Here is a 26060-nt window from a genome sequence, read left to right as displayed (position 1 = left end):
CGCGTGAATGACTATGTTGAGTTTTGAAGGTAAAGAGATTGAAACTGATAACGACGGTTATCTGAAAGAGAGCAGCCAGTGGAGCGAGCCGCTGGCGGAAAAAATCGCCGAAAACGAAGGTATCGCCCTCTCCCCGGAACACTGGGAAGTGGTGCGTTTTGTGCGCGAATTCTATCTCGAATTCAACACCTCCCCGGCGATCCGCATGCTGGTCAAGGCAATGGCCAATAAATTCGGTGAAGAGAAAGGCAACAGCCGTTACCTGTATCGCCTGTTCCCGAAAGGCCCGGCAAAACAGGCCACCAAAATTGCCGGCCTGCCAAAACCGGTGAAATGCATTTAGTAGCGAATACCGAAGTTAACGTATTCCCGGCCGGGTTGATGGGGTTCGGTTAAAACCTTATCAACCCGCGCGCTGCGCGGCCCACCTGCTTTCAGCCACGCCACCAGCTTTTCAACCTGCTCCGCATCACCACAGGCAACCACCTCAACACTGCCATCATCCCTGTTTCGCGCGTATCCCGTGAGCCCCAGTTGCATAGCTTCGCGCTGCGTGCTGTAACGGAATCCGACGCCCTGAACCATGCCGTGTACCCAGGCAATTGTGCAGATTTTTGACATTTTTCTACTCCTTAACGTAGCGTTTTCGGCAAACAGCCATAATGTTGCCGGAAACGAGCAGTAAAACGAGAGCTGGAAAGATAACCACATTGTAATGCGATTTCGCCAATAGGTAACCGGGTTGACTGTAAGTGTGACAGCGCAACGGCCATCCTCACCTCCTCAACAATCTGACGAAAACTCTGCGACTCTTCGCGTAACCGTCTGCGTAGCGTCGGCACGCTCAATGCCAGGCGGCTGGCAACGTCCTGTGCAGTCCAGGCCCTGGCAGGCGATAGCATGATGAACTGCCGCACCTGCTCGGACAGGTGGCTATTACGCGCTATAAGCAACGGCCCTGCGACGCCGTCATGAAGCAATGCCAGCAAAAGGCCGAAAGCCTGATGCTTTTGTAACGCCTCCGGTAAATCCTGACGCACGGCATGCAGCAGGTTACTCCACATAAATGCCAGCCCCTCACTCAGGGGAGCACAGAGGGAATGTAATTCTGTGCGCGGCCAGGATTTCAGGTAATGCGTTTTAAACTCCGCCAGAAGCTCCGGTGACAACATCAATAAATCAGAGCGAAAGAGACCATTCGCGGGTTGATTTATGATCTCCAGCGGCGTATTGGCGGGAATAATGATCAGCGACGCTTTCGTCGCCACCAGGCGGTTATCGTCCTGAACAATCACTTTACTGCCGTGAGTGATATGGCAAATGGCAGGAAGAAAGAGTTTAACCTGGTGCAGGTGATGCATTTTACTGGCACTCACTTCACCAGCCGTCAAATGTTTATGTTGAAACTGGACTCCCTGCACCATGCCATCCTTATCTGCTGTAGGTAACGGTTAAGCTGGCCTTTGCCAGGACGTGACTGTTAAGCATAAAACCCACCAGCGCGCCGCTGGCATTCCTGTCGACAGGCAATTTATCCACATCCAGCGCCCAGACGGTAAACTGATAACGGTGCGGCTTATCCCCTTTGGGCGGACATGCGCCGCCGAAACCAGAATAACCGAAATCATTACGCCCCTGCACAACCCCGGCCGGTAATGTCTCCCCCTTCGGGTTTCCGGCATCGGCAGGAAGCGTCAGCGTCTGGAGGGGAATATTGACCACCGTCCAGTGCCACCATCCACTTCCGGTAGGGGCATCAGGGTCAAATACCGTGACTGCGAAACTTTTCGTCCCGACAGGCGGATTTTTCCACGCCAGTTGTGGAGAGTGATTCCCACCTTGACACCCAAACCCGTCAAACACCTGCTGTTGCGACAACGGGCGTTCACTGGCCAGATCCTGACTGCTGATGGTGAAAGACGATGCCGCTAAAACATGAAAACTGACCACCGCCAGGGTGGTTACTGCTATCGCACGGTGCTTTTTCATTTGTGTTTCCCTTTGCTATACCGGAAACCCTACTGTAAAGCCCACTGCAGCGCAGTACTGTGCCTAAGCGATTTGATTTTGTGCCGAAACGCTCAAAGGCATCCGCAGATGATTGCGACTTGCTGAATGTGCTACTCTACGCGCCATTTCCCTGGAATCGACAGAATAGCAAATTATGAGTGTACGTTTAGTGTTAGCCAAAGGGCGCGAGAAGTCATTATTGCGCCGCCATCCCTGGGTCTTTTCCGGTGCAGTAGCCCGTATGGAAGGCAAAGCCAGCCTCGGAGAGACCATCGATATCGTTGACCATCAGGGGAAATGGTTAGCGCGAGGCGCATATTCGCCAGCGTCCCAAATCCGCGCTCGCGTCTGGACCTTTGATAAAGATGAAACGATCGATATTGATTTCTTCGTTCGTCGTTTACAGCAGGCGCAGCAGTGGCGTGAGTGGCTGGCAAAGCGTGACGGTCTGGACAGCTACCGTGTGATTGCCGGTGAGTCCGATGGTCTGCCTGGCGTGACTATCGACCGCTTCGGTAACTTCCTGGTACTGCAACTGTTAAGCGCAGGGGCTGAATATCAACGTGCTGCGCTGATCAGCGCGTTGCAATCGGTTTTCCCGGAATGCGCCATTTATGACCGCAGCGATGTGGCAGTGCGCAAAAAAGAGGGCATGGAGCTGACGCAAGGTCCGGTCACCGGTGAACTGCCGCCTGCCCTGTTGCCAATCGAAGAGCACGGTATGAAGCTGCTGGTGGATATCCAGGGCGGCCATAAAACGGGTTACTACCTGGACCAGCGTGACAGCCGCCTGGCCACTCGCCAGTATGTTGCCGACAAACGCGTGCTGAACTGCTTCTCCTATACCGGCGGTTTCGCCGTCTCGGCGCTGATGGGCGGCTGTGCCCAGGTTGTCAGCGTTGATACCTCTCAGGAAGCGCTGGACGTGGCGAAACAAAACGTCGAGCTGAACAAGCTGGATCTGAGCAAAGCCGAGTTTGTTCGCGATGACGTCTTCAAGCTGCTGCGTAAGTATCGCGATCAGGGCGAGAAATTCGACGTCATCGTGATGGATCCACCGAAGTTTGTGGAGAATAAAAGTCAGCTGATGGGTGCCTGCCGCGGCTATAAGGATATCAACATGCTGGCCATCCAGCTGCTGAACCCGGGTGGAGTGCTTCTCACCTTCTCCTGCTCCGGCCTGATGACCACAGATTTATTTCAGAAAATCATCGCTGATGCCGCAATAGATGCTGGTCGTGATGTACAATTTATAGAACAGTTCCGTCAGGCAGCCGATCACCCGGTGATCGCTACCTACCCGGAAGGGCTGTATCTGAAAGGGTTTGCCTGTCGCGTCATGTAACTTGAAAAGAGAAATATTGCCCGCACATAACGTGTAAGTAGTGTTTCCCGGGAGGTGACTATGATTGCCAGCAAATTCGGTATCGGCCAGCAGGTCCGCCACACTTTGCTAGGGTATTTGGGTGTGGTCGTGGATATCGACCCGGAGTATTCCCTTGATGAACCGTCAGCGGATGAGCTGGCGGTTAACGCAGAGCTTCGCGCCGCGCCCTGGTATCATGTGGTGATGGAGGGGGATGATGGACAACCCGTTCACACCTACCTTGCTGAAGCGCAGCTGAGTAGCGAACTGCAGGATGAGCATCCAGAGCAACCCACGATGGATGAACTTGCTCAGACTATCCGCAAACAGTTACAGGCTCCGCGCCTGCGGAACTAAGCGTGTAAAAAAAGCCCGGTAAACGGGCTTTTTTTTATGACTTCGCCAGCCCCAGACGGGGAATCTCAATCGCCGGACATCGGTCCATTACCACCGTCAGACCGGCTTCTCGCGCCAGCACCGCCGCCTGCTCGTTAATGACACCCAACTGCATCCACAGCGTTTTCGCGCCGATGGCGATGGCCTCTTGTGCCACTCCCCACGCTGCCTCGGAATTGCGGAAAACATCCACCATGTCGACTTTTTCAGGTACCTCGTTCAGCGTGGCGTATCCCTGCTGACCGAGTAAGGTTTTACCGGCCACTTTCGGCGACACAGGGATGACGTGATAGCCCTGATCGAGAAGGTACTTCATCACCCGGTAGCTTGGGCGATCCGGTTTATCGCTTGCCCCGACCAGTGCAATCGTGCGCGTCGATGTCAGAATCTCGGCAATTTCGTTCTCTTTCATGGTTTTCCTCCAGGCTTTTTTATGAGTGTACGTCAAAGCGCACATCTCAACCATGCATCCCATGCAGATGCATGAGGGCAAAACGGCAGAATATGTCTATATGTTAGTAAACGTGATTATCGAAATATTTGGATACATTACCGCGGCCGAGTCATTTCAACAGGAGCCCTCTATGAAAACCGGCATTGCCACTGCTGTGATTGCGTTAGTGATGCCAGTTTGCGTCTTTGCGACCACGCTACGGCTTTCAACGGATATTGATCTGCTGGTGCTGGACGGAAAAAAAGTGTCCAGTTCCTTGTTGCGCGGTGCGGACAGCATCGAACTTGATAATGGGCCACACCAGCTGGTATTGCGGGTAGAAAAAACCATCGGCCTCGCTAATCATGAACAACGCATGTATATCTCTGCGCCGCTGATTGTCAGTTTTAATACCCAGCGGGTCAGTCAGGTGAACATTACCCTCCCGCGTCTTGAAACCGAAAAAGAGTCGGCGGCCTTTGACGCCTCTCCGCGCCTTGAACTGCTGGACGGGGATTCAATGCCGATTCCGGTAAAACTCGATATTCTGGCGTTAACCTCGTCCCCGAAAGGCACCGATTACGAGGCCGCGACCGAAATCTATAACAAGGCAGGCAAACGCGCGTCCCTTCCACAGTTTGCCACCAGGATGGCCGACGACAGTACGCTGCTGTCCGGTGTCTCAGAGCTGGATGTTATTCCGCCACAGTCCCAGACGCTGACGGAACAGCGTCTTAAATTCTGGTTCCAGCAGGCCGATCCTGAGACCCGGGCCCGTTTTTTACAGTGGGTAAAGCAACAACCTTCATCATAAGCCACATTTTTTTCGCCTTTCTCTTGCAGCGTCAGGCGGTTCCCGTCATCGTGTAGTCAGTTAACCTGATGGATAAGATTATGGAACTGACAACACGCACGCTACCGGAACGCAAACACATTGCTCTGGTTGCGCACGATCACTGTAAACAAATGCTGCTTAACTGGGTTCGCCGCCATCAGCCATTGCTGGAAAAGCATGCTCTCTCAGCGACCGGGACAACCGGTAACCTGATCCACCGCGAAACGGGTCTGGAGGTCAATGCCATGCTGAGTGGCCCGATGGGCGGCGACCAGCAGGTCGGCGCTCAGATCTCTGAAGGGAAAATTGATGTACTGATTTTCTTCTGGGATCCGCTGAATGCGGTTCCGCACGACCCGGATGTCAAAGCCCTGCTGCGTCTGGCAACGGTATGGAATATTCCGGTGGCGACGAACCTGTCGACGGCAGATTTCATCATTGAATCCCCGCACTTCAACTCACCGGTTGAGATCCTGATCCCGGATTATCAGCGCTATCTTTCCGAAAGACTGAAGTAGTTTTTTGCCCGGTGGCGACACGCTTACCGGGCCTGCAATATTACCGCTCCGCTATCCCGTTAAGGCTTCCTCGCCACTGGGACATCAATACTCTTCAGAATATCGACAAACACCGACGGCTCCTCTTTGTTGAACAGCAGCCACACGCGATGACGCGCGCGGGTCATCGCCACGTACAGCAAACGCCGCTCTTCGGCGTCCGGAAAATCTTCCGGGACCGGCAGTAATGCCTGTTCCATTACCGACTCTCGTGCCGGAGCCGGGAAACCATCGCTCCCCTCTTTAAGCCCCATCACTATCACATAGTCGGCCTGCTGTCCTTTGCTGGCGTGGATGGTCATAAAATCGAGCTGCAGCTTCGGCCAGCGGGTCGCGGCTTTTTCCAGCTCCGCAGGCTTAAGATGGTGATAGCGTGCCAGCACCAGAATACGTTCATCCGGCTTCGCATAGCCGCTCAGTTTGTCCAGCAGCGGCTCCAGCTGATCGTCCGCCAGCAGGGTAACGGCTTTTTTGTCCCCGGCCCGGAGGCTATTTAGCGGTTTTGCCAGCTGATGCGGGTTCTGCTGGATAAAGCGGTTAGCAACTTCACCAATCCGGGAATTGAAGCGGTAGGTGGTATCCAGATCGCTGCGATCGCCTTCGCCAAAATAGTGATGGAATGCAGTCGTCAGGGAGAGCTGTGCCCCGCTGAAGCGATAGATAGCCTGCCAGTCATCGCCCACCGCAAACAGCGAGGTATGTTTATTTTGCGCCCTTAACGCCGAGAGCAGCGCGGCACGTTGCGGCGAGATATCCTGGAATTCATCCACCAGGATATGCTTCCACGGGCTGACAAAACGGCCCTTCTCAAGAATGATAATGGCCTGATGGATCAAACCGGAGAAATCGACGGCATTTTCCTCTTTCAGCGCGGTTTTCCAGGCTTTCAGCATCGGGGCCATCAGCTTGACCCGCTTCGAAAACAGGGCGCGGATCGTCTCCGGCGCGCTTTCAATCATCTCGGCCTGCGATCCGCCGTGCATCCGCATCAGGCTAACCCAGCGGTCGAGGCGAGAGCCCAGGCGACGAGCCAGTTTTTCATCCTGCCAGAAATTGCCTTCCGGTACGTCCCAGTTGAGTTCTTCTTCCAGCCACTGACGCCACCCTTTAGCCTGCGCCTTTTTCTCACTGCACTGCTGACGCCACGTTTTAATGAACAACGCCTGACGCGCCTGCGTGTCGTTTTCCAGCTTGCTGATGGCAGGCACTTTTTTACTGCCCTGCTGAATGATATGCAGCGCCAGGGCATGGAAGGTTCTGGCGGTAATATCCCGGGTATGCAGGCGTTCCTGTATGCGTTCGTCCATCTCCTCGGCTGCCTTACGGCCAAACGCCAGCAACAGTATCTGGTCGGCAACAGCCTCACCCGTTGTCAGTAGCCAACCCGCACGGGCCACCAGCACCGACGTTTTGCCGCTTCCGGCACCCGCCAGCACCAGCAGGGAGTGCTCGCCGTTAACCACGGCGCGCGCCTGTGCAGGGTTAAGCGGTGAAGATTCAACCGTGCTGAAAAAGTCGGCATAACGGGTCAGCATGGCATCTGTCCACGCCTGGTTGTGCGCCAGCCGGCTCTTGTCTGTATCGCCAAGCCAGGCCTGACACTGACGCCAGGCGTCACGGCAATTGTCGAACTCGTCAAGACGCGTCACGGATAACGGCAGTGCCGCCAGCGCCTGCCTAATCTTTTGCTGCAACCCGGCCGTCTGCTGGCGGGTGAGCCACGTTTGTTGCTCGTTACTTTGTGCAATATCGTTCAGTACCTGCTGCAGTACCTGAGCGGCAATCACGCTCATATCCTGGCTCCACTGCTGCCAGAGCATATTCAGGTGATGATGGAAGCGCTGGGTCTCAGCCCACTCGGTACCGTGAAGGCGCACGACTTTATCGTCAGGCAGGACAAACTCCAGTTCGCCCCAGACCAACCCGCGTTTACAGTGGATAGCCAGCAGTTGATTAAACGGAATGAGGTATTCGTGGCGTTCTCCGGAGACTTTCACTCCGGCATTAAGGAGGACAACCCTGTCGTAGGGGTGTTGCGCCAGGCGTTTGCCTAATGATGTTGCTTTCAGTTCCATGTCCAGCCGAATCCACGAAGAGATAATTTACCTGACAGTTTAACTGCCAGTTTTAAGGTGCTCCAGCCTAAAAAAACGTTACAATCACTGGGCGTTAATCATATCGAAAGGAACTGAGGGTTTATGCGTACTGTTCTGAATGTTTTGAATTTTGTGTTAGGCGGTTTTGCCACCACTCTTGCCTGGCTTTTTGCCACGCTGGTGAGCATCGTCCTTATTTTTACGCTCCCCCTGACCCGCTCCTGCTGGGAAATCACCAAACTCTCTTTCATCCCGTACGGGAATGAAGCCGTCCACGTTGACGAACTGAACCCGGAGAGCAAAAACGCACTGCTGAACACGGGAGGCACGGTCCTCAATATTCTGTGGCTGGTTTTCTTCGGCTGGTGGCTATGTGTGATGCATATTTTTGCCGGTATTGCCCAGTGCATATCCATTATTGGTATTCCGGTGGGGATCGCGAACTTTAAGATTGCCGCCATCGCGCTTTGGCCAGTCGGGCGCAGGGTCGTTCCGGTAGAAGTGGCACAGGCGGCACGTGAAGCAAACGCGCGTCGTCGTTTTCAGTAAATAAGGACTGGCCGTGCTTATGCTAAGCCCACTGCTTCGCCGTTATACCTGGAACAGCATCTGGCTTTATAACGTCAGAATATTTATCGCACTTTGCGGCACTGTTGCCCTGCCGTGGTGGCTGAATGACGTAAAACTCACCATCCCGCTCACGCTGGGAGTGGTTGCGGGGGCGCTGGCGGATCTGGACGATCGCCTTGCCGGGCGCCTGCGTAATCTTGTGATTACGCTGGTCTGTTTTTTTATCGCGTCAGCCTCCGTGGAGCTGCTCTTCCCCTGGCCCTGGCTGTTTGCCATTGGTCTTACGCTCTCTACCAGCGGGTTTATTTTGCTTGGCGGCCTTGGGCAGCGCTATGCCACTATCGCCTTTGGTGCCCTGCTGATCGCCATTTACACCATGCTGGGTGTTTCCCTTTACGATCAATGGTACCAGCAACCCATACTGCTGTTGCTGGGGGCCATCTGGTATAACCTGCTGACGTTAACCGGGCATCTTATTTTTCCGGTTCGCCCTCTTCAGGACAACCTTGCCCGCAGCTTTGAGCAACTGGCCCACTATCTTGAGCTAAAATCCCGGCTCTTCGATCCGGATATCGAGGAGGAGAGCCAGTCTCCGCTCTACGATTTGGCTCTGGCCAACGGTCAACTGGTCGCCACGCTTAACCAGACGAAAGCCTCACTGCTTACCCGTCTGCGGGGCGATCGTGGTCAGCGCGGAACGCGAAGAACCTTGCACTACTATTTCGCGGCGCAGGATATACATGAGCGTGCCAGCTCCTCGCACGTTCAGTATGCTGCCCTGCGCGAGAAGTTCCGCTACAGCGACGTGATGTTCCGCTTCCAGCGCCTGCTGTCGATGCAGTCTCAGGCGTGCCAGCAGCTGGCACGCTCCATTTTGCTGCGTACGCCCTATCAACATGACCCGCGCTTCGAACGCGTATTTAGCCATCTTGATGCGGCGCTCGATCGCGTTCAGGCCAGTGGAACATCGCCGGAACATATTAAAGCACTGGGATTTTTGCTGAATAACCTACGGGCGATAGATGCTCAGCTGGCTACCATTGAATCCGAGCAGGCGATGGCGCTCCCCGATAAAGATGTGGAGAATCAGCTTGCTGATGACAGCGTGCATAGCTTCAGCGATATGTGGCTGCGACTGAGCCGCAACTTTACGCCGGAATCGGCACTGTTTCGCCATGCGGTGAGGATGTCACTGGTGCTGTGCGTGGGTTATGCCATCATTCAGATAACCGGGTTACATCACGGTTACTGGATCCTGCTGACCAGCCTGTTTGTTTGCCAGCCAAACTATAACGCCACCCGCCACCGCCTTGCGCTACGTATTATCGGTACGCTGGTGGGCGTCGCTATTGGGCTGCCGGTGCTCTATTTCGTGCCCTCTGTCGAAGGCCAGCTGATCCTGATCGTGATCACCGGTGTGTTGTTCTTCGCCTTTCGTAATGTGCAGTATGCGCATGCCACAATGTTCATCACGCTGCTGGTGCTACTCTGCTTTAACCTGCTGGGTGAAGGATTTGAAGTGGCCCTGCCCCGCGTGATAGATACGCTGATTGGCTGCGCAATCGCCTGGGCGGCGGTCAGTTTTATCTGGCCGGACTGGCGGTTCCGTAATTTACCACGTGTGGTAGACAGGGCGATGAACGCGAACTGTCGATACCTTGATGCCATCCTTGAGCAGTATCATCAGGGTCGCGATAACCGTCTGGCTTATCGTATCGCACGCCGCGATGCGCATAACTGTGATGCTGAACTGGCTTCGGTGGTCTCTAACATGTCCACGGAGCCTCGCGCCACGGCAGAAATTCGGGAAACGGCTTTCCGCCTGCTCTGCCTGAACCATACCTTCACCAGCTATATTTCGACGCTGGGTGCCCACCGTGAGAAATTGACTCACCCGGCCATCCTCGCCCTGCTGGATGATGCCGTATGCTATGTCGATGACGCGCTTCATCACCGACCAGCCGATGAGCCTCGCGTTCAACACGCGCTGGATGAACTGGCTCAGCGTATAACGCATATTGACCCGGGAAGCGACAGCAAAGCACCGCTGGTTCTTCAGCAGATTGGCCTCCTTATCGCTCTGCTGCCAGAAATTTGCCGACTGCAACTGCAGATCGCTACCTGGAGGAGTGATTCTCCTGTGGCTCAGGCAGCGCATTAAACCACTCCGTTAACTCCCGGCGAATTCCCGCCGGGAGTGCCGCCTCATGAAGTCCGGCGATGGCCCCTTCCAGTGCGAAGAGCACTTTAATGCTGAGCGCTTTATTTTTCGCCCGCATCTTTAGCCAGCTCGCACGGGCACCCAGCTCCCGCAGCGTCTCTTCATCAGTGATTCCGGCTTCAAAGAGCAGCACTTCAAGCTGAAAGGTGAGATTGGGCAAGTCCTTGAGGCGGTTTCGCCGATCACGCTGCGAACGCTCTTTTCGTGCCGCATTGAGCGCGAACGAGGAGAGCTGAAGCAGCCGTTCTCTGTCCTGCCACAGTCCGTCATCGACACGATAATAATTGAGCAGCACCGGACGACCCCGTTTCATGAGGGTTAAGAATGACGAGGCATTTTTTACACAGTATTTTGCACTTTCCTCACAGGCCCGGAGATACAGTTCCCCGTCGGAGACCATAGCGAAGACGGCATCATCTACGGCCAGGGTATACCCCCCAAACAGCGCACGATGGTGGATTTCACCTAAGGGTGAAAGGTATTCCTGGGATTTATAAATCCGTTCATAAGATATCTTTTTCATGATATTTCCCTTCAAAATCATAAAGTAACAACGAAATTTCTTACTAGCGGATCCGTTAGCAGGAAAATAGGCAACTTATCGTCGTTGAGCAAGATGATTTTTCCAGGCGCATCAATAATGAATGAATTTTGCGAGTCGCTTTCCGAAAATGAGGTTGATCTTTATGCATACAGGGGTTACTGTATATCCATACAGTAACTACAGGGCTGGAATGAATATGTACACTTCAGGCTATGCAAATCGCTCAACCTCTCTCTCTTCTTCCGCTGGCAATGTCACGCAGAATTCCACCGGGCGTGTTTCGACAGGGCTTATCAGTGAAGTGGTTTATCGTGAAGACCAGCCCCTGCTCACTCAACTTCTGCTGTTGCCGTTATTACAACAGCTTGGTCAGCAGTCGCGCTGGCAGCTTTGGCTGACGCCTCAACAAAAACTGAGCCGTGAATGGGTGCAGTCCGCGGGCCTCCCGCTGACAAAGGTCATGCAAATTAATCAACTCTCTCCCTGCGATACCGTGGAATCGATGATCCGGGCGTTACGTACGGGGAATTACAGCGTGGTGATTGGATGGTTATCAGACGAATTGACCGATGAGGAACATTTTCGACTGACTAAAGCGGCTGAAGAAGGTAGTGCGATCGGGTTGATCATGCGTCCGGTTCGACCAGATTCTTATCGCAGAGGACAACTTTCTGGCCTAAAAATTCACTCAAATTTGTATCATTGAGGAAAATTAAGATTATTCCTGGAATTTTTTTTGACCACAAGATGCGATTTTAGTTCCAGGCGCCAAAACTGCGGCAAGGCTTGTCTGGTGCGGTTCTCCTTAATTTTATTGCACAAAACTCGTTCGAAAAATGTTAAATAATCGGTATACGGAACTTTTTTTTTCATATGCCTGACGGACTTCACACTTGTAAGTTTTCAGCTACGTTGTAGACTTTACATCGCCAGGGGTGCTCGGCCTAAGCCGAAGATATCGGTAGATTTATATTTGACCACGACCCCCGGTGAAGGATTTAACCGTGAATCTCTATTGAGACCTTCATGGCGAATTTTGGATGATAACGAGGCGCAAAAAATGAAAAAGACAGCTATCGCGATTGCAGTGGCACTGGCTGGCTTCGCTACCGTAGCGCAGGCCGCTCCGAAAGATAATACCTGGTATGCAGGTGGTAAACTGGGCTGGTCTCAGTTCCATGACACCGGCTGGTACAACAGCAGCCTGAACAACGATGGCCCTACTCACGAGAGCCAGCTTGGTGCAGGTGCGTTCGGTGGCTATCAGGTTAACCCGTATGTTGGTTTTGAAATGGGTTACGACTGGTTAGGTCGTATGCCATACAAAGGCGACAACGTAAACGGCGCTTTTAAAGCTCAGGGCGTACAGCTGACCGCTAAACTGGGTTACCCAGTAACTGACGATCTGGACGTGTACACTCGTCTGGGCGGCATGGTATGGCGCGCTGACTCCAGCAACAGCATCGCTGGCGACGACCATGACACCGGTGTTTCCCCAGTATTCGCTGGTGGCGTTGAGTGGGCTATGACCCGTGATATCGCTACCCGTCTGGAATACCAGTGGGTTAACAACATCGGCGACGGCAACACCGTTGGTGTTCGTCCTGACAACGGCATGCTGAGCGTAGGTGTTTCCTACCGTTTCGGCCAGCAGGAAGATGCAGCGCCAATCGTTGCTCCAGCGCCGGCTCCAGCTCCAGAAGTACAGACCAAGCACTTCACTCTGAAGTCTGACGTTCTGTTCAACTTCAACAAAGCTACCCTGAAACCAGAAGGTCAGCAGGCACTGGATCAGCTGTACACCCAGCTGAGCAACCTGGATCCTAAAGACGGTTCTGTAGTGGTTCTGGGCTTCACCGACCGTATCGGTTCTGACGCTTACAACCAGAAACTGTCTGAGAAACGTGCTCAGTCTGTTGTTGATTACCTGATCTCTAAAGGTATCCCAGCTAACAAGATCTCCCCACGTGGTATGGGCGAAGCTAACCCAGTTACTGGCAACACCTGTGACAACGTTAAAGCTCGCGCTGCACTGATCGACTGCCTGGCTCCAGATCGTCGCGTAGAGATCGAAGTTAAAGGCATCAAAGACGTTGTAACTCAGCCAGCGGCATAAGTTATCGTCTTATAAAAAAACCCCGCACTGCGGGGTTTTTTATTATCTGAATCTGAAGAAAACAAAAATCTATTTCTTACCCAACAGAGCCTGAAGATCATTCTTCAGCGTCGACATCTGGTTGGCGTACTTCTCTTTATGCTCGGCATCTTCAATCAACTGCACTATCGTTTCTGACAGCGTTTTCCCACGCCGTTGCGCAAGCCCTGCCAGACGCTGCCAGACCATAAACTCCAGGTCGATGGATTTTTTGCGAGTATGCTGATGCTCCGCATTAAAATGCCGCTTGCGACGCGCACGAATAGTTTGCTTCATCCGGTTTAACAACGCAGGATTAATGTGTTTCTCAATCCAGCCGTTAACTTGTACCGGTTCATTTTCGAGGGTCAGCAAAATATCCACGGCTTCTTGCGCTGCGCTGGCTTCGATGTAGCAGGTGATCAGCTCCCCTTCACGGTGCTTTTTGACCAGGTACTTCCATTTCCAGCCGCTTTCGAGATTTTCCAGTTGTTGATATTTCATTGCGATCTCAGTGTTACCACGTAACTCTGTTCAGAATATCAGTTTTTTGGCAATCTGCTGAAAAGAAATCATATCCTGTGAGTGAATGCAGCCAATCACCCTGCCGAAATGCCCAATCCTGCTTGGGTAGAGCCCCCCGCTTACGGTATACTCCACGCTTTTACATCTAACTAAAAAACATCAACTTTGACCATTACGAAACTTGCATGGCGTGACCTCGTTCCGGATACCGAGAGCTATCAGGAACTGTTTGCACGACCCGATCTCGCAAAAGAACACGAATTCATCCTTAGCGATACGCAACCCCGTTTGCATTATGCGCTGGAGCAGGTGTTAAGCCCCTGGGCAACATCACCCTTCATGATGCTCAAGGCCCCGGAAGAAGCGGAATATCTGACGCTTCTGGGTGATGCCATGCGCCAGTTGCGACCGCAAGCGAACGCCGTCTTTGGCGGCCAATATCGTATCGCGGGACATGATGTCACATTCGAACCGGCAGAGCAGCCCGACGACCGCTTTGCTGCCAGGGGTGAAGTGATTACCGCTAACTGGGTCGAGGCTGAACAACTCTTTGGTTGTCTGCGCCAGTTTAACGGTGAGCTCTCGCTGCAACCTGGGCTGGTGCACCGCGCGAATGGCGGCGTACTGATCATCTCGTTGCGCACTCTCCTCTCACAACCTCTGCTGTGGATGCGCCTGAAAACGGTGGTTAGCCAGCAGCGTTTTGACTGGGTTGGCTACGACGAGTCTCGTCCCCTGCCCGTCTCAGTTCCTTCAATGCCGCTGTCGCTGACCGTGGTGCTGACGGGTGACCGTGAATCGCTGGCTGACTTCCAGGAGATGGAGCCCGAACTGGCTGAGCAGGCGGTCTATAGCGAATACGAAGATAACATCCAGATTACCGATGCCGATGACATGGCACAGTGGTGCCAGTGGGTGTTGAGCGTTGCGGAACGTTTCGCACTGCCAACGCCGGCCGCCGACGCCTGGCCTGGTTTGATCCGCGAAGCGGTTCGCTATACCGGTGACCAGGAGACGCTGCCGCTCTGCCCGCTCTGGATAGGCAAGCAATTACGTGAAGTGGGTGTCGTCAGCGGTAACGGCGTATTCACCGGTGAGCAGCTTACCCAGATGCTGGCGCAGCGTGAGTGGCGTGAAGGCTATCTTGCTGACCGTATGCAGGATGAAATTCTGCTGGAACAAATTCTGGTTGAGACCGAAGGCGAACGTATCGGGCAGATCAATGCCCTGTCGGTGATTGAATTCCCCGGCCACCCGCGCGCCTTCGGAGAGCCTTCCCGTATCAGCTGCGTTGTGCATGTCGGTGACGGTGAGTTCACTGATATCGAACGCAAAGCCGAGTTGGGCGGCAACATTCACGCTAAAGGCATGATGATCATGCAGGCGTTCCTGATGTCAGAGCTGCAGCTTGAGCAGCAAATCCCCTTCTCCGCCTCGCTGACGTTTGAGCAATCATACAGTGAAGTCGATGGTGATAGCGCCTCTATGGCGGAGCTGTGCGCCTTAATCAGCGCCCTGGCAGAAGTGCCAGTTAATCAGAACATCGCGATCACCGGCTCGGTCGATCAGTTTGGTCGTGCGCAGCCAGTGGGTGGTCTGAACGAAAAGATTGAAGGCTTCTTCTCGATTTGTCAGCAGCGTGGGTTAAACGGCAAACAGGGGGTGATTATTCCTGCCCCTAACGCGCGCCATTTGAGCCTCAGCCAGGACATTCTTGATGCCGTGGAACAGGAACAATTCACCATCTGGGCCATCGAAGGCATTGATGATGCACTACCCTTACTGACAAACCTGGTATGGGACGGCGAAGGGCAAACAACCCTGATGCAGACTATCCAGGAGCGCATTGCTCAGGCGACGCAGCAGGATGCTCGTCATCGTTATCCCTGGCCGTTACGCTGGTTAGGCTGGTTTAGTTCAAACTGATCGGACTTGTTCAGCGTACACGTGTTAGCTATCCTGCGTCCTTCACTAAAATAAGGCTTACTGAGAACATGGTAGATAAACGCGAATCCTATACAAAAGAAGACCTTCTTGCCTCTGGTCGCGGTGAACTGTTTGGCGCTAACGGCCCACAGTTACCGGCCCCGAACATGCTGATGATGGACCGTGTCGTGAAAATGACCGAAACCGGCGGCAACTTCGATAAGGGTTACGTAGAAGCAGAACTCGATATCAATCCGGACCTGTGGTTCTTCGGTTGCCACTTTATTGGCGATCCGGTAATGCCTGGGTGTCTGGGTCTGGATGCAATGTGGCAGCTGGTTGGCTTCTATCTGGGCTGGCTGGGTGGTGAAGGTAAAGGCCGTGCGCTGGGTGTGGGCGAAGTGAAATTCACCGGACAGGTTCTGCCTACTGCGAAGAAAGTGACCTATCGTATTCACTTCAAACGCATCGTTAACCGCCGCCTGATTATGGGCCTGGCAGATGGCGAAGTGCTGGTAGACGGTCGTCAGATTTATACCGCAAACGACCTGAAAGTGGGTCTGTTCCAGGACACTTCCGCGTTCTGATTTCTCGTTGAGCGACCCCATAAAGGCGAAACCTCCGCAGTGCGGAGGTTTCTTTTTTTGAAAGAGACGTTATCAGGCTATGAGTGCCCTGTCGCCGATGGCTTCTCGCCAGCCTCCAAGCCATTGTGACCTTTGATTTATCGTCTGATAAGGACACATTTCTTTAGATCGTCCAGCGATGCCGGCCTGATAACCACGTTGATGAGCCCGTTCCAGGCGATCTCGTTTCTGTCTCTTCATGCCTCGTTTCCCTCATTCTTTTGTCTGGTGGAAAGAAAACAGTGTCTGCACAAACTTGCGCAGGCACAGATAACGAATACCCCGAATTAGTCGCAGCGTCAATGTTCAAAATTCATACGGGTGTCATATTTGTGAGCTACCTGGAAGATCATTTGTACAAAAATTGTGACCCGGCACAAGTAACGGTCTGAAGTGAAACTGAAAAAAAAACCGCAATCAGCAACAGGCCGACTGCGGTTTTTACCGATGAATTTTACTTATGGCAGCCGGGAAATCTCCCTGGCGATGCTGGCCGACTCTTGCGCCCACCCCTGGGCCAGCACTTTCACCATTTCATCGTAGCCATCTTTCTGCTGTTTCAGCTCAAGATGGAAAGGACGCTTAATCATCTGGCCCTGATGGTTCAGCAACCACTCTCCGCTAATCACCACCGTACCGTCATAACGGCCATGGAAACCCGTAACCGTGACGTTCAGCGTATCATGGTCGTTACCCAGCGGCTGCGACGCGACAACCCAACCCGGAAGCTGGCTGCCCAGATTGGCCACCAGCGTGTTGCGCAGCTGCTGATCCAGCGGGCTGGCCCACAGGTTGTTTGTCGCAATCACGTATTTTACGTCGCTGGTCTGGTAGACCACGCCGTTGCCTGCCAGATAATCCGGCACGGCAACCTGCTCAACCCACAGCAGACGGTTTCCCTGACTGGCGGTACTTTGTACCCCGTTTTGCGCTGCAAGAGGCAACTGATAGTAGCTCTTGTTCTCCACGCCTGAACTGCACGCCGTTAACAGCAGAGCGCCAACCATTAATAGCCATTTATTCATTCTTTTGCCCTCTTAGGCTCAGGATCCTTTTTATCTTTCGCTTCGAACACCAGCGCGTTGCTCTTCTCATTGAGCGTTTTCAGAACCGGCTGCAGTTCACGCAAGACCTGATCAAGACGTTGCATATCTGCCACCATCTTGTTGTACGCCGCCGAGCCAGGCTGGAAGCCCTGCATACTGCGGTTAAGCTCACGCAGCGTTTTCTGCATATCCTGCGGCAGCTGCTGCATACTCTGGCTTGCGGTGATCTTGTTGATGTTATCCAGCGTGGTTTGCAGGCGACGCATTGTTGCCTGACTTTCGCTGAGCGAACTAGTCGCGGCTTCAATCATCGGATTCAGTGGCAGATTGTTAATCTTATCCAGTGTCTCCATCAGACGCTGCTGGATCTGTGCCAGGCCGCTGCTCACCGTCGGGATGATCTTATAACCACCGAACTCCCGGATACCGGTAATCGGCGGGGCTTTTGGATAGAAGTCCATATCCACATACAGCGCACCGGTCACCAGGTTGCCCGTCTTCAGCGACCCACGCAGACCCCGGTTCATCAGTTCGGTAATATGCGTACCAATATCCTGATTCTCGCCAATCTGGTTGAGCAGACGTTCCGGCTCAATGCGAATCAGCACCGGAATGCGGTAATCGTCATCCAGTACCTGCTGCAGACCCGGTACAAAGAACGGAACTTGCCCCACCGTACCCAGGCGAATGCCGCGGAATTCGACAGGCGCGCCCGGCTGAAGGCCACGGACGGAATCTTTAAAGAACATCAGGAAGTCGATGTGATCGGTATAGAGTGCGTCCTGAATGCTGCGTTGATCGTCAAAGAGCCTGAACGCCGTTTTCTCTGCAACCGGCTGCCCCAAATCTTGCCCTTCCGGCACATCAAAGCTTACACCGCCACCAAACAGCGTGGTCAGGGAGCCCATCTCCACGCGCATTCCCGCTGACGTTAGATCAACCGCGATCCCGCTGTCCTTCCAGAAACGGACGTTGCTGGTGACCAGCCGATCGTTTGGCGCATTGATGAACAGCTGATAGCTGATGGTGCGCTTTTGCGGATCAAAGGTACTTGTTTCAACCGATCCCACGCGATAACCGCGGAACAGCACGGGATCGCCCGCCGTTAACTGGCCCGCTTTTTTACTGTCCAGGATCACGCGGATGCCTTTCGCATCTGGCGGCGCAAGCGGTGGTGAGTCAAGCAGTTGGTATTGCGCCGGCTGGCTTCCTTTTTTACCCGGCTGCAGTTCAATGTAGGCACCGGAGAGCAGCGTACCTAAGCCGCTGATCCCTTCACGTCCTACCTGCGGCTTGACCACCCAGAAAGCTGAATCACCGTGCAGCAGTTTTTCCATGCCCGCGTTCAGGCGTGCCTTGATTTCCACATGGGTTAAATCGTCGGTCAGGGTTGCGCTTTCAACCACGCCCACATCGACGCTACGGCTTTTGATGGTCGTTTTACCGCCCTCAATCCCCTCGGCATTGGTGGTGATGAGCGTCACTTCCGGTCCCTGATGGCTGTAATGATAAAACAGGATCCATGCACCGATCAGCGCGGTCACGATGGGGAAAATCCACACCGGCGACCAGTTTTTGACCTTCTGCACTTTCGCCTCTCCACTCTTATTTTCCATGCTCTTACTGTTCCTCATGGCTTGATTCAGGCTCACGATCCCACGATAAACGAGGGTCGAAGGTCATGGCCGCGAACATGGTCATAATAACGACCAGCGCAAACATTAATGCCCCCATCGCGGGATAAATACTCATCAATCCGCCCATCCGCACCAGTGCAGAGAGAACGGCAATAACAAACACATCAATCATTGACCAGCGTCCAACAAACTCGACGACTTCATAAATCAGGTGCATGCGTTCGCTGTCGCGTTTGCCATGGCCTTTCGCATCCCAGCAGAGCCAGGCAATGGCGATCATTTTTAACGTGGGTACCATAATACTGGCAATAAAGATCACCCCCGCAACGGGATAGGAGCCTTCACCCCACAGCAGTATTACCCCGGCAAGGATTGTCGAGGGCATTTTGTCACCGAGCAAATCGGTGATCATAATCGGCAGGATATTGGCCGGCAGGTACAACATGATGGAAGTCACCAGCAGCGCCATTGTCCACTGCAGGCTATTTTTACGTCGCACGTATCCTTTTGTTTCGCAGCGCGGGCACACATCCAGATCGGCTGGCAGCACAGCGGTGCAGCATGGACAAGAACGAAGCCCCTGACGGATGCCTGGCACCCCCACCTTTACCGTCTGTACCAGCGTCGGTGCCGGCGCGATATCGTCCCACGCCCAACGTCTGTCCACACACTGGAAGGCGCGCAGTTGCAGCACGCAGTACAGACACCAGGGTACAAAGCTGCTGCCGATACCCACATCGCCATACGCCATCAGTTTGACGAAACTGACCAGGATTCCCGCCAGAAAGATTTCGGCCATGCCCCAGCTTTTTAACTGGAACAGGATACGCGCGAGCCAGATTTTAAGCACGAGGGGCATCGCGACGCGATTCACCAGCAACAGAATGACGACCAGACAAAAAGCCGGGACGATCTGTACGAACAGGAGGAAAAAGGTGCCGAGGCTGGCGTAGTCTTCCGAGAACATAACCCCCGGAATTTCAAGCAAATCGACCTGGCTGGTCATCCCTCCCACCTTCATATAAATGAAGGGGAAGAGATTGGAAAGCAGCAGCATGAACAACGCTGCCAGCGCATAAGCAGTGGGACGCTGCCTTGGTGCGTCCCACTCGGTTGTCAACGTCGTACCGCAACGGGGACACAGGGCTTTATGTCCGTGACCAAGCTCTGGCAACGCCACGAGCATATCGCATTGAGAGCATAATATATGCCTGTCGGCATGGTGCTGGTCACACATATTGTATCCCTGTTTATGCGCCGTTCTTCAGAGACTCAAGGTACTCCCAGCGCTCAAATGCTTCTTCCAGGGCTTTTTCAGCCGCGGACAGTTCTGCCAGTACTTTTTGAGTATAGTCATGCGATTGGGTAAAGAATGACGCATCAGCGACCTGCGCCTGCAGATCTTCAAGTGCGGCTTCCAGCTCTTCAAGACGCTGAGGGAGTCCTTCCAGTTCGCGCTGCAGGTTATAGCTTAGTTTAACCGAGGTTTTCTTGACAGTTTCTGCTTTTGTTACAGCAGGTTCGGAACTGGTTCTGGATTTAGCCTGTTTTAGCGCCTGAGACTGCGACTGCTGTCCTTTCGCATCGTGATAGCCGCCCACATACTGTCCGATTCGCCCTTCACCTTCGAAGATCCAGCACTCGGTCACGGTGTTATCGACGAACTGACGGTCGTGGCTTACCAGCATCACGGTTCCCTGATAGCCGTCGATCAGCTCTTCCAGCAGTTCGAGCGTTTCCACGTCCAGGTCGTTTGTTGGTTCATCGAGGATCAGCAGGTTACTTGGCTTCAGGAACAGACGTGCCAGCAGCAGACGATTTCGCTCACCGCCTGACAACGCGCGTACCGGCGTCAGCGCGCGTTTCGGATGGAACAGGAAGTCCTGCAGGTAGCCCAGCACATGACGCGGCTTACCGTTAACCATCACCTCTTGTTTACCTTCCGCCAGGTTATCCATCACCGTTCTGTCCGGATCCAACTCCGCACGGTGCTGGTCGAAGTAAGCCACTTCGAGCTTAGTACCGCAGTGAATGCGGCCGCTGTCAGGCTTCAGCTGATCCAGCATCAGCTTCAACAGCGTGGTTTTACCACAGCCATTCGGCCCGATCAGCGCGATTTTATCCCCACGCTGAACCTGTGCGGAGAAGTCTTTCACCAGCACTTTGCCATCAACCTGATAGTTGACGTTTTCCATTTCGAAGACAATTTTGCCGGAACGGGAAGCCTCTTCAACCTGCATTCTGGCGCTGCCCATCACTTCGCGGCGCTCGCTGCGTTCACGACGCATCGCTTTCAGCGCGCGAACGCGGCCTTCGTTACGGGTACGACGGGCTTTGATGCCCTGACGGATCCAGACCTCTTCCTGCGCCAGCTTGCGGTCGAATTCAGCGTTCTGCAACTCTTCCACACGCAGGTTTTCTTCTTTCTCCAGCAGATAGGTATCGTAATCGCCAGGGTAGGTCACCAGCTTGCCGCGATCGAGATCGACAATACGCGTGGCCATATTGCGGATAAACGAACGGTCGTGGGAGATAAAGATAATGGTCCCGTTGAAGGTTTTGAGGAACCCTTCCAGCCAGTCTATCGCTTCGATGTCCAGGTGGTTCGTCGGTTCATCCAGCAGCAGCACTTTCGGCCCGCTGACCAGCGCGCGGCCAAGCGCGGCCTTACGCAGCCAGCCGCCTGAAAGCGCCGACAGCTCCATGTCCGGTTCCAGTCCGAGCTGCGCCAGCACTTCATTGATGCGGTTTTCGAGCTGCCACAGGCCGTGGTGATCGAGCATCTCCTGCACTTTCGCCAGTTCGTTAAGATTCTTGTCGCTCGGGTCGGTCATCACCAGGTGTGAAATCTCGTGATAACGCTTCAGGTATTCGGCCTGCTCAGAGATACCTTCGGCAACAAAATCGTAAACGCTGCCGGTCACGTGACGCGGCGGATCCTGCTGCAGGCGAGAGACGATAAGATCCTGCTCGTAAACAATACGCCCGTCGTCCAGACCCTGTTCGCGGTTGAGGATTTTCATCAGCGTGGATTTACCCGCGCCATTACGGCCGACCAGACAGACGCGCTCGTTGTCCTCGATGTGCAGTTCTGCATTGTCGAGAAGCGGCGAGTCGCTGAAAGAGAGCCACGCGCCGTGCATACTAATTAAAGACATGTATTATTCCTTTCAGACCGCGGAGATCAACCAGCAGTTATGGATCTGACGATTACGGGCAAAGTCCTGGGACAGCGTTTTTTGGCTAATTTCTTGTGCTTTCAGCCCCAGAGCAGCCAGTCCCTCATGATCCATGCGGAAGCCGCGTTTGTTATTCGAGAACATAATGGTACCGCCCTTACGCAGCAGGCGTTTCATGTCGGTCATCAGGCGCAGGTGATCGCGTTGAACGTCAAAGCTATCTTCCATACGCTTGGAGTTAGAGAACGTTGGGGGATCGATGAAGATCAGATCAAATTGTTCGTCCGTTTCGCGTAGCCAGCCCAGCACGTCAGCCTGCATCAGACGATGCTGACGCCCGGTGAGACCGTTCAGGCGCAGGTTACGTTCTGCCCATTCCAGGTAAGTACGGGACATATCCACCGTGGTGGTACTGCGCGCGCCGCCAAGGCCAGCATGCACACTGGCGCTGCCGGTATAGGAGAACAGGTTCAGGAAGTCTTTACCCTTGCTCATCTGGCCCAGCATGCGGCGGGCGATACGGTGGTCAAGGAACAGACCGGTATCCAGATAATCGGTCAGGTTAACCCACAGGCGCGCGTTGTATTCGCCCACCTCGATAAAGTCACCCTTCTCACCCATTTTCTGATACTGATTTTTCCCTTTCTGACGCTCACGGGTTTTCAGCACCAGTTTGTTAGGCGCAATGCCCAGCACCGAAATCGTTGCCGCAATCACGTCCAGCATACGCTGACGCGCTTTTTGTGCATCAATCGTTTTTGGCGGCGCATATTCCTGCACCACAACCCAGTCAGCGTAACGGTCAACCGCCACGTTGTACTCCGGCAGATCGGCATCATACAGGCGATAACATTCGATACCTTCCTGTTTCGCCCATTTTTCGAATTTCTTCAGATTCTTACGCAGGCGGTTAGCGTAATCTTCCGCCACACCCGATGGTTTACTGTCCGCCGCTTTCTCGGCCAGATGGTAGTTTTTCTGCACGCAGTCCAGCGGGCCGTTTTTCGCCTTAAACTGGCGTTCGGCACGCAGTTGCAGACAGCTCAGCAGTTCTGGCGAGGCGCTAAACAGCGACAGGTTCCAGCCGCCAAAGTCATTTTTCATATTACGGCCCAGCAGGCTGTGCAGGGCAATCAGCGCCGGTTCGCTATCAAGACGCTCGCCGTAAGGCGGGTTGCTGATAACGGTACCGTATGGGCCTTTTGGCAGCGGATTGGTCAGGTTCGCCACGTCTTTCACCTCGAAGGTGACCAGCTCGCCGATACCGGCACGGCGGGCGTTGCTGCGCGCACGCTCAATGACGCGTGAGTCGCTGTCAGAGCCGTAGAAATGGGAGGTGTACTCCGCCAGACCTTTACGTGCACGGGTCTGCGCTTCGTCTTTGACCTCTTTCCACAGCGCCTCATCGTGCTGCGCCCAGCCGCTGAAGCCCCAATGGCCGCGGTGCAGGCCCGGTGCGCGGTCGGTGGCCAGCATAGCGGCCTCAATCAGCAGCGTACCGGAGCCACACATCGGGTCGAGCAGCGGTGTGCCTGGCTGCCAGCCGGAACGCATCACGATGGCGGCGGCGAGAGTCTCTTTGATGGGCGCCATACCGGTACGATCGCGATAACCACGCAGGTGCAGACCCGCGCCGCTCAGATCCAGAGAGATACTGGCGGTGTCGCCGTTGAGCCAGACGTTGATCCGCAGATCGGGATTTTCACGATCGACGTTTGGGCGTTCCTTATTTTTACGCGTGAAGCAGTCCACAATGGCGTCTTTGACGCGCAGGGCACCGTACTGGCTGTTGCGGATCTCATCGTTCACGCCATTAAAGTGCACGGCAAAGGTGGCATTCGGGGAGAAGATCTCTGTCCAGTCGATCATCTGTACGCCGGTATAGAGGTCAAGGTCGCTGTAAACCTTGCACTCTTTCATCGGCAGCATGATGCGTGATGCCAGACGGCTCCACATCAGGCTCTGGTAAATAAGCCGTGTGTCGCCCTCAAAATGGACACCACCCTGAACCACCTGGCACTCTTGCGCGCCCAGGGTTTCCAGTTCAGTTTTTAACAGCTCTTCCAGCCCACGGGCCGTACTGGCAAACAGAGAATTCATATCGTCACTTTTACTCTTAGAAAATTGTCGCGCATTATAGCTAATATGGCGTGTATGTCATAAAGTTGAAGGCTTATTTTCATTCGAGGGGCTGTGCAGTGGCGACGTTATCCAGGCTTTTTATTCATCCGGTGAAATCCATGCGCGGGATCGGCGTTTCACACGCGCTGGCCGACATGAGCGGATTTGCCTTCGATCGTATCTTTATGGTCACCGAACCTGACGGTACGTTCATTACCGCACGCCAGTTCCCACAAATGGTTCGCTTTACCCCTTCCCCGCTTTATGACGGTTTGCATCTCACCGCGCCGGATGGCTCCAGCGTGGTGATCCGCTTTGCTGATTTTGCGCCTGTCGAAGCGCCAACGGAAGTGTGGGGCAATCATTTTACCGCGCGCATCGCCCCGGATGACATTAACCGCTGGCTGAGCGGCTTCTTCTCCCGGGATGTGCAGCTGCGCTGGGTCGGCCCGGCGCTGACGCGGCGCGTTAAGCGCCACGAGGCGGTCCCGCTCTCATTCGCGGACGGCTTCCCCTTCCTGTTGACTAACGACGCCTCCCTGCGCGACCTGCAGCGTCGCTGTAAAGCCAGCGTTCAGATGGAGCAGTTTCGTCCCAACCTGGTTGTTACAGGCGCTGACGCCTGGGAAGAGGATACCTGGAAAGTGATCCGTATCGGCAGCGTGGTATTTGATGTCGTGAAGCCCTGCAGCCGCTGTATCTTTACCACCGTCAGTCCCGAAAAAGGCCAGAAACACCCTTCCGGCGAGCCGTTAAAAACCCTGCAGTCATTCCGCACAGCGCAGGACAATGGCGATGTGGATTTCGGCCAGAACCTCATTCCGCGCTCAAGCGGCGTCATCCGCGTGGGCGACGAAGTCGAAATTCTCGCCCGTGGACCCGCAAGAGTGTATGGCGCAGGTCAGGAAGAAGAGTTCGTCGACGTTGAGACGCCGGCCAGCTCGCCCGTAGACATTCACTGGCAGGGCACCGTTATCCGCGGCAACAATCAGCAGGTTTTACTTGAACAGCTGGAACAAGCGGGGATCCGCGTACCTTACTCCTGCCGGGCAGGCATCTGTGGGTGCTGTCGAATCAAGCTGGTCGAAGGGGAAGTCAGCGCGCTGAAAAAATCCGCGATTGGCGATGATGGTACAATTCTGTGCTGCAGCTGTATTCCGAAAACGTCGGTACAGCTGGAAGCTTAAACGGCCTGCTCGAGGCTGAAAGCGTCTACGCGTTGCTGCGGTTTCAGCCTGTCATTCATTACCTTAATGGCATCCCCCAGTTGCATCGTCCGCCCGGCAATGGTCACACCGGGCTGGGCCAGCAGACAGAGTGCGGCATTTTCGCCAGGCTCAACCACCAGCAGGCTCACCTCTTCAGCGGTATCGCTCAGGTTTACGCTTGCCGCATCGCCGGTGGCGGGGGTCCAGTTCATGCTGTGCGGTAAAAAATGCCAGCTTTTCGGCATTTGCGGTTTCAGGAATCGAATAGCCACTAACGCGTTTAATACCAGTTCGGCACGCTGCTCTTTAGAAAGCACCAGGTCGCGGCATTTTTCTTCAAAGGAGAAATAAAGCGCAGCGTCGTCAACACAAAAGCCTGACGGGGAGAAGGCGTCCGGGGTTAACATTCGGCGAGCAAAACGGGAACGAAACAACATACCATTAGCTAAATCGAGCATCATGCGATCATGCTCGTCACAAAAATACCAGCGCCAGTTATCGTCAGGTTTAATTCGCATGTTTCTCTCCCGTCCCCAAACTTCCTGTACTAAAAATGTCCTGTTCGCCGCTTCGTTTATAACACCATTAATAAAAGACTATAATGACTAAATAAGCAACAATGACGGAATA

At 54.1% G+C, this 26060-nt stretch carries 26 protein-coding genes; 12 read left to right on the top strand and 14 right to left on the bottom strand.

The window, feature by feature from the left end; translation table 11 throughout:
- The first annotated feature begins 13 nt into the window (after window positions 1–13).
- Complete coding sequence (tusE, locus tag ACMGG3_RS03710; protein WP_020884782.1) at window positions 14–343, top strand: sulfurtransferase TusE; 330 nt, start codon at window positions 14–16, stop codon at window positions 341–343.
- On the opposite strand, the gene yccX is transcribed toward tusE, so the two are convergent.
- From yccX to ACMGG3_RS03695, 3 genes are read right to left on the bottom strand one after another with little or no spacing between them, the layout of a single operon-like run.
- Window positions 340–621 (bottom strand): acylphosphatase, encoded by a 282-nt coding sequence (yccX, locus tag ACMGG3_RS03705; protein ID WP_020884783.1) that lies wholly within the window; start codon window positions 619–621, stop codon window positions 340–342. The genes tusE and yccX overlap by 4 nt on opposite strands.
- Window positions 622–632: 11 nt before the next feature.
- Window positions 633–1424, bottom strand: coding sequence for a helix-turn-helix transcriptional regulator (locus ACMGG3_RS03700; protein WP_047742509.1), 792 nt, complete (start codon window positions 1422–1424; stop codon window positions 633–635).
- 7 nt (window positions 1425–1431) lie between these two features.
- Entirely contained in the window at window positions 1432–1989 is a 558-nt protein-coding gene (locus tag ACMGG3_RS03695) for a kinase inhibitor (RefSeq protein ID WP_414149587.1), read from the bottom strand.
- Between the two features lie 175 nt (window positions 1990–2164).
- On the opposite strand from ACMGG3_RS03695, the gene rlmI reads away from it, so the two are divergent.
- Both rlmI and hspQ read left to right on the top strand, forming a co-directional pair.
- On the top strand, window positions 2165–3355 hold the full coding sequence (gene rlmI / locus ACMGG3_RS03690; RefSeq protein ID WP_032677819.1) for a 23S rRNA (cytosine(1962)-C(5))-methyltransferase RlmI: 1191 nt from the start codon (window positions 2165–2167) through the stop codon (window positions 3353–3355).
- 60 nt (window positions 3356–3415) lie between these two features.
- Window positions 3416–3733 (top strand): heat shock protein HspQ, encoded by a 318-nt coding sequence (hspQ, locus tag ACMGG3_RS03685; protein WP_013097248.1) that lies wholly within the window; start codon window positions 3416–3418, stop codon window positions 3731–3733.
- 34 nt (window positions 3734–3767) lie between these two features.
- Here hspQ and ACMGG3_RS03680 read toward each other — a convergent pair whose 3' ends face one another.
- Window positions 3768–4184 (bottom strand): CoA-binding protein, encoded by a 417-nt coding sequence (locus ACMGG3_RS03680; protein ID WP_025204532.1) that lies wholly within the window; start codon window positions 4182–4184, stop codon window positions 3768–3770.
- A 172-nt stretch (window positions 4185–4356) separates the two neighbouring features.
- On the opposite strand from ACMGG3_RS03680, the gene csgI reads away from it, so the two are divergent.
- On the top strand, window positions 4357–5019 hold the full coding sequence (gene csgI, locus ACMGG3_RS03675) for a curli synthesis inhibitor (protein ID WP_041162938.1): 663 nt from the start codon (window positions 4357–4359) through the stop codon (window positions 5017–5019).
- Window positions 5020–5099: 80 nt separating this feature from the next.
- Complete coding sequence (mgsA, locus tag ACMGG3_RS03670; RefSeq protein ID WP_020884788.1) at window positions 5100–5558, top strand: methylglyoxal synthase; 459 nt, start codon at window positions 5100–5102, stop codon at window positions 5556–5558.
- Between the two features lie 59 nt (window positions 5559–5617).
- Here the strand turns inward: mgsA and helD are convergent, their stop codons facing one another.
- Entirely contained in the window at window positions 5618–7672 is a 2055-nt protein-coding gene (gene helD / locus ACMGG3_RS03665) for a DNA helicase IV (protein WP_047955312.1), read from the bottom strand.
- A 123-nt stretch (window positions 7673–7795) separates the two neighbouring features.
- On the opposite strand from helD, the gene ACMGG3_RS03660 reads away from it, so the two are divergent.
- Window positions 7796–8242, top strand: coding sequence for a YccF domain-containing protein (locus ACMGG3_RS03660; RefSeq protein WP_025204535.1), 447 nt, complete (start codon window positions 7796–7798; stop codon window positions 8240–8242).
- A 19-nt stretch (window positions 8243–8261) separates the two neighbouring features.
- On the top strand, window positions 8262–10424 hold the full coding sequence (gene yccS / locus ACMGG3_RS03655; protein WP_020884791.1) for a YccS family putative transporter: 2163 nt from the start codon (window positions 8262–8264) through the stop codon (window positions 10422–10424).
- Here the strand turns inward: yccS and ACMGG3_RS03650 are convergent.
- On the bottom strand, window positions 10381–11007 hold the full coding sequence (locus ACMGG3_RS03650; RefSeq protein WP_020884792.1) for a TfoX/Sxy family DNA transformation protein: 627 nt from the start codon (window positions 11005–11007) through the stop codon (window positions 10381–10383). The genes yccS and ACMGG3_RS03650 overlap by 44 nt on opposite strands.
- Window positions 11008–11224: 217 nt before the next feature.
- On the opposite strand from ACMGG3_RS03650, the gene sulA reads away from it, so the two are divergent.
- Both sulA and ompA read left to right on the top strand, forming a co-directional pair.
- Window positions 11225–11734 (top strand): SOS-induced cell division inhibitor SulA, encoded by a 510-nt coding sequence (sulA, locus tag ACMGG3_RS03645; RefSeq protein ID WP_078774793.1) that lies wholly within the window; start codon window positions 11225–11227, stop codon window positions 11732–11734.
- 354 nt (window positions 11735–12088) lie between these two features.
- On the top strand, window positions 12089–13144 hold the full coding sequence (gene ompA / locus ACMGG3_RS03640; protein WP_020884794.1) for a porin OmpA: 1056 nt from the start codon (window positions 12089–12091) through the stop codon (window positions 13142–13144).
- A gap of 69 nt (window positions 13145–13213) precedes the next feature.
- Here the strand turns inward: ompA and matP are convergent, their stop codons facing one another.
- Complete coding sequence (gene matP, locus ACMGG3_RS03635) at window positions 13214–13666, bottom strand: macrodomain Ter protein MatP (protein ID WP_014169429.1); 453 nt, start codon at window positions 13664–13666, stop codon at window positions 13214–13216.
- A gap of 186 nt (window positions 13667–13852) precedes the next feature.
- Here matP and ACMGG3_RS03630 point away from each other — a divergent pair, with 186 nt between their 5' ends.
- Together ACMGG3_RS03630 and fabA are read left to right on the top strand one after the other, a co-directional pair.
- Window positions 13853–15613, top strand: coding sequence for an AAA family ATPase (locus tag ACMGG3_RS03630; RefSeq protein WP_025204537.1), 1761 nt, complete (start codon window positions 13853–13855; stop codon window positions 15611–15613).
- A gap of 68 nt (window positions 15614–15681) precedes the next feature.
- Window positions 15682–16200: a bifunctional 3-hydroxydecanoyl-ACP dehydratase/trans-2-decenoyl-ACP isomerase gene (gene fabA, locus ACMGG3_RS03625; protein ID WP_014169427.1), complete on the top strand. Its 519-nt coding sequence runs from the start codon at window positions 15682–15684 to the stop codon at window positions 16198–16200.
- 72 nt (window positions 16201–16272) lie between these two features.
- Here fabA and rmf read toward each other — a convergent pair whose 3' ends face one another.
- From rmf to rlmKL, 6 genes are all read right to left on the bottom strand, one after another.
- Entirely contained in the window at window positions 16273–16440 is a 168-nt protein-coding gene (gene rmf / locus ACMGG3_RS03620; RefSeq protein WP_013097261.1) for a ribosome modulation factor, read from the bottom strand.
- Between the two features lie 257 nt (window positions 16441–16697).
- Complete coding sequence (pqiC, locus tag ACMGG3_RS03615) at window positions 16698–17264, bottom strand: membrane integrity-associated transporter subunit PqiC (protein ID WP_414149586.1); 567 nt, start codon at window positions 17262–17264, stop codon at window positions 16698–16700.
- A complete protein-coding gene (gene pqiB, locus ACMGG3_RS03610; protein ID WP_020884796.1) occupies window positions 17261–18901 on the bottom strand; it encodes an intermembrane transport protein PqiB in 1641 nt (546 codons plus the stop codon). The genes pqiC and pqiB overlap by 4 nt, the downstream gene beginning before the upstream one ends.
- A 4-nt stretch (window positions 18902–18905) precedes the next feature.
- Window positions 18906–20159 carry a membrane integrity-associated transporter subunit PqiA gene (pqiA, locus tag ACMGG3_RS03605; protein WP_279258156.1) on the bottom strand — a complete coding sequence of 418 codons (1254 nt, stop codon included), beginning with the start codon at window positions 20157–20159 and terminating at the stop codon, window positions 18906–18908.
- A 13-nt stretch (window positions 20160–20172) separates the two neighbouring features.
- Window positions 20173–22080: an ABC transporter ATP-binding protein gene (locus tag ACMGG3_RS03600; RefSeq protein ID WP_014169423.1), complete on the bottom strand. Its 1908-nt coding sequence runs from the start codon at window positions 22078–22080 to the stop codon at window positions 20173–20175.
- A gap of 12 nt (window positions 22081–22092) precedes the next feature.
- The gene (gene rlmKL, locus ACMGG3_RS03595) at window positions 22093–24201 is read right to left on the bottom strand and encodes a bifunctional 23S rRNA (guanine(2069)-N(7))-methyltransferase RlmK/23S rRNA (guanine(2445)-N(2))-methyltransferase RlmL (protein WP_414149585.1); all 2109 of its coding nucleotides are present in this window, start codon (window positions 24199–24201) and stop codon (window positions 22093–22095) included.
- 98 nt (window positions 24202–24299) lie between these two features.
- Here rlmKL and ACMGG3_RS03590 point away from each other — a divergent pair, with 98 nt between their 5' ends.
- Complete coding sequence (locus ACMGG3_RS03590) at window positions 24300–25409, top strand: YcbX family protein (protein WP_025204540.1); 1110 nt, start codon at window positions 24300–24302, stop codon at window positions 25407–25409.
- On the opposite strand, the gene zapC is transcribed toward ACMGG3_RS03590, so the two are convergent.
- Window positions 25406–25948 carry a cell division protein ZapC gene (gene zapC, locus ACMGG3_RS03585; RefSeq protein WP_025204541.1) on the bottom strand — a complete coding sequence of 181 codons (543 nt, stop codon included), beginning with the start codon at window positions 25946–25948 and terminating at the stop codon, window positions 25406–25408. The genes ACMGG3_RS03590 and zapC overlap by 4 nt on opposite strands.
- Window positions 25949–26060 lie beyond the last annotated feature (112 nt).

The sequence above is a fragment of the Enterobacter sp. BNK-18 genome (genome assembly GCF_047456135.1).
Lineage (GTDB): Bacteria > Pseudomonadota > Gammaproteobacteria > Enterobacterales > Enterobacteriaceae > Enterobacter > Enterobacter ludwigii.
The sequence above is the reverse complement of the archived record's forward strand: the minus strand, read 5'-3'. Positions and strand labels throughout refer to the sequence as shown.

Excerpts from the sequence above, each read along its gene's own strand:
- tusE (WP_020884782.1), top strand. The coding sequence starts at position 14 with ATGTTGAGTTTTGAAGGTAAAGAGATTGAAACTGATAACGACGGTTAT.
- yccX (WP_020884783.1), bottom strand. The coding sequence starts at position 621 with ATGTCAAAAATCTGCACAATTGCCTGGGTACACGGCATGGTTCAGGGC.
- ACMGG3_RS03700 (WP_047742509.1), bottom strand. The coding sequence starts at position 1,424 with ATGGTGCAGGGAGTCCAGTTTCAACATAAACATTTGACGGCTGGTGAA.
- ACMGG3_RS03695 (WP_414149587.1), bottom strand. The coding sequence starts at position 1,989 with ATGAAAAAGCACCGTGCGATAGCAGTAACCACCCTGGCGGTGGTCAGT.
- rlmI (WP_032677819.1), top strand. The coding sequence starts at position 2,165 with ATGAGTGTACGTTTAGTGTTAGCCAAAGGGCGCGAGAAGTCATTATTG.
- hspQ (WP_013097248.1), top strand. The coding sequence starts at position 3,416 with ATGATTGCCAGCAAATTCGGTATCGGCCAGCAGGTCCGCCACACTTTG.
- ACMGG3_RS03680 (WP_025204532.1), bottom strand. The coding sequence starts at position 4,184 with ATGAAAGAGAACGAAATTGCCGAGATTCTGACATCGACGCGCACGATT.
- csgI (WP_041162938.1), top strand. The coding sequence starts at position 4,357 with ATGAAAACCGGCATTGCCACTGCTGTGATTGCGTTAGTGATGCCAGTT.
- mgsA (WP_020884788.1), top strand. The coding sequence starts at position 5,100 with ATGGAACTGACAACACGCACGCTACCGGAACGCAAACACATTGCTCTG.
- helD (WP_047955312.1), bottom strand. The coding sequence starts at position 7,672 with ATGGAACTGAAAGCAACATCATTAGGCAAACGCCTGGCGCAACACCCC.
- ACMGG3_RS03660 (WP_025204535.1), top strand. The coding sequence starts at position 7,796 with ATGCGTACTGTTCTGAATGTTTTGAATTTTGTGTTAGGCGGTTTTGCC.
- yccS (WP_020884791.1), top strand. The coding sequence starts at position 8,262 with ATGCTAAGCCCACTGCTTCGCCGTTATACCTGGAACAGCATCTGGCTT.
- ACMGG3_RS03650 (WP_020884792.1), bottom strand. The coding sequence starts at position 11,007 with ATGAAAAAGATATCTTATGAACGGATTTATAAATCCCAGGAATACCTT.
- sulA (WP_078774793.1), top strand. The coding sequence starts at position 11,225 with ATGTACACTTCAGGCTATGCAAATCGCTCAACCTCTCTCTCTTCTTCC.
- ompA (WP_020884794.1), top strand. The coding sequence starts at position 12,089 with ATGAAAAAGACAGCTATCGCGATTGCAGTGGCACTGGCTGGCTTCGCT.
- matP (WP_014169429.1), bottom strand. The coding sequence starts at position 13,666 with ATGAAATATCAACAACTGGAAAATCTCGAAAGCGGCTGGAAATGGAAG.
- fabA (WP_014169427.1), top strand. The coding sequence starts at position 15,682 with ATGGTAGATAAACGCGAATCCTATACAAAAGAAGACCTTCTTGCCTCT.
- rmf (WP_013097261.1), bottom strand. The coding sequence starts at position 16,440 with ATGAAGAGACAGAAACGAGATCGCCTGGAACGGGCTCATCAACGTGGT.
- pqiC (WP_414149586.1), bottom strand. The coding sequence starts at position 17,264 with ATGAATAAATGGCTATTAATGGTTGGCGCTCTGCTGTTAACGGCGTGC.
- pqiB (WP_020884796.1), bottom strand. The coding sequence starts at position 18,901 with ATGGAAAATAAGAGTGGAGAGGCGAAAGTGCAGAAGGTCAAAAACTGG.
- pqiA (WP_279258156.1), bottom strand. The coding sequence starts at position 20,159 with ATGTGTGACCAGCACCATGCCGACAGGCATATATTATGCTCTCAATGC.
- ACMGG3_RS03600 (WP_014169423.1), bottom strand. The coding sequence starts at position 22,080 with ATGTCTTTAATTAGTATGCACGGCGCGTGGCTCTCTTTCAGCGACTCG.
- rlmKL (WP_414149585.1), bottom strand. The coding sequence starts at position 24,201 with ATGAATTCTCTGTTTGCCAGTACGGCCCGTGGGCTGGAAGAGCTGTTA.
- zapC (WP_025204541.1), bottom strand. The coding sequence starts at position 25,948 with ATGCGAATTAAACCTGACGATAACTGGCGCTGGTATTTTTGTGACGAG.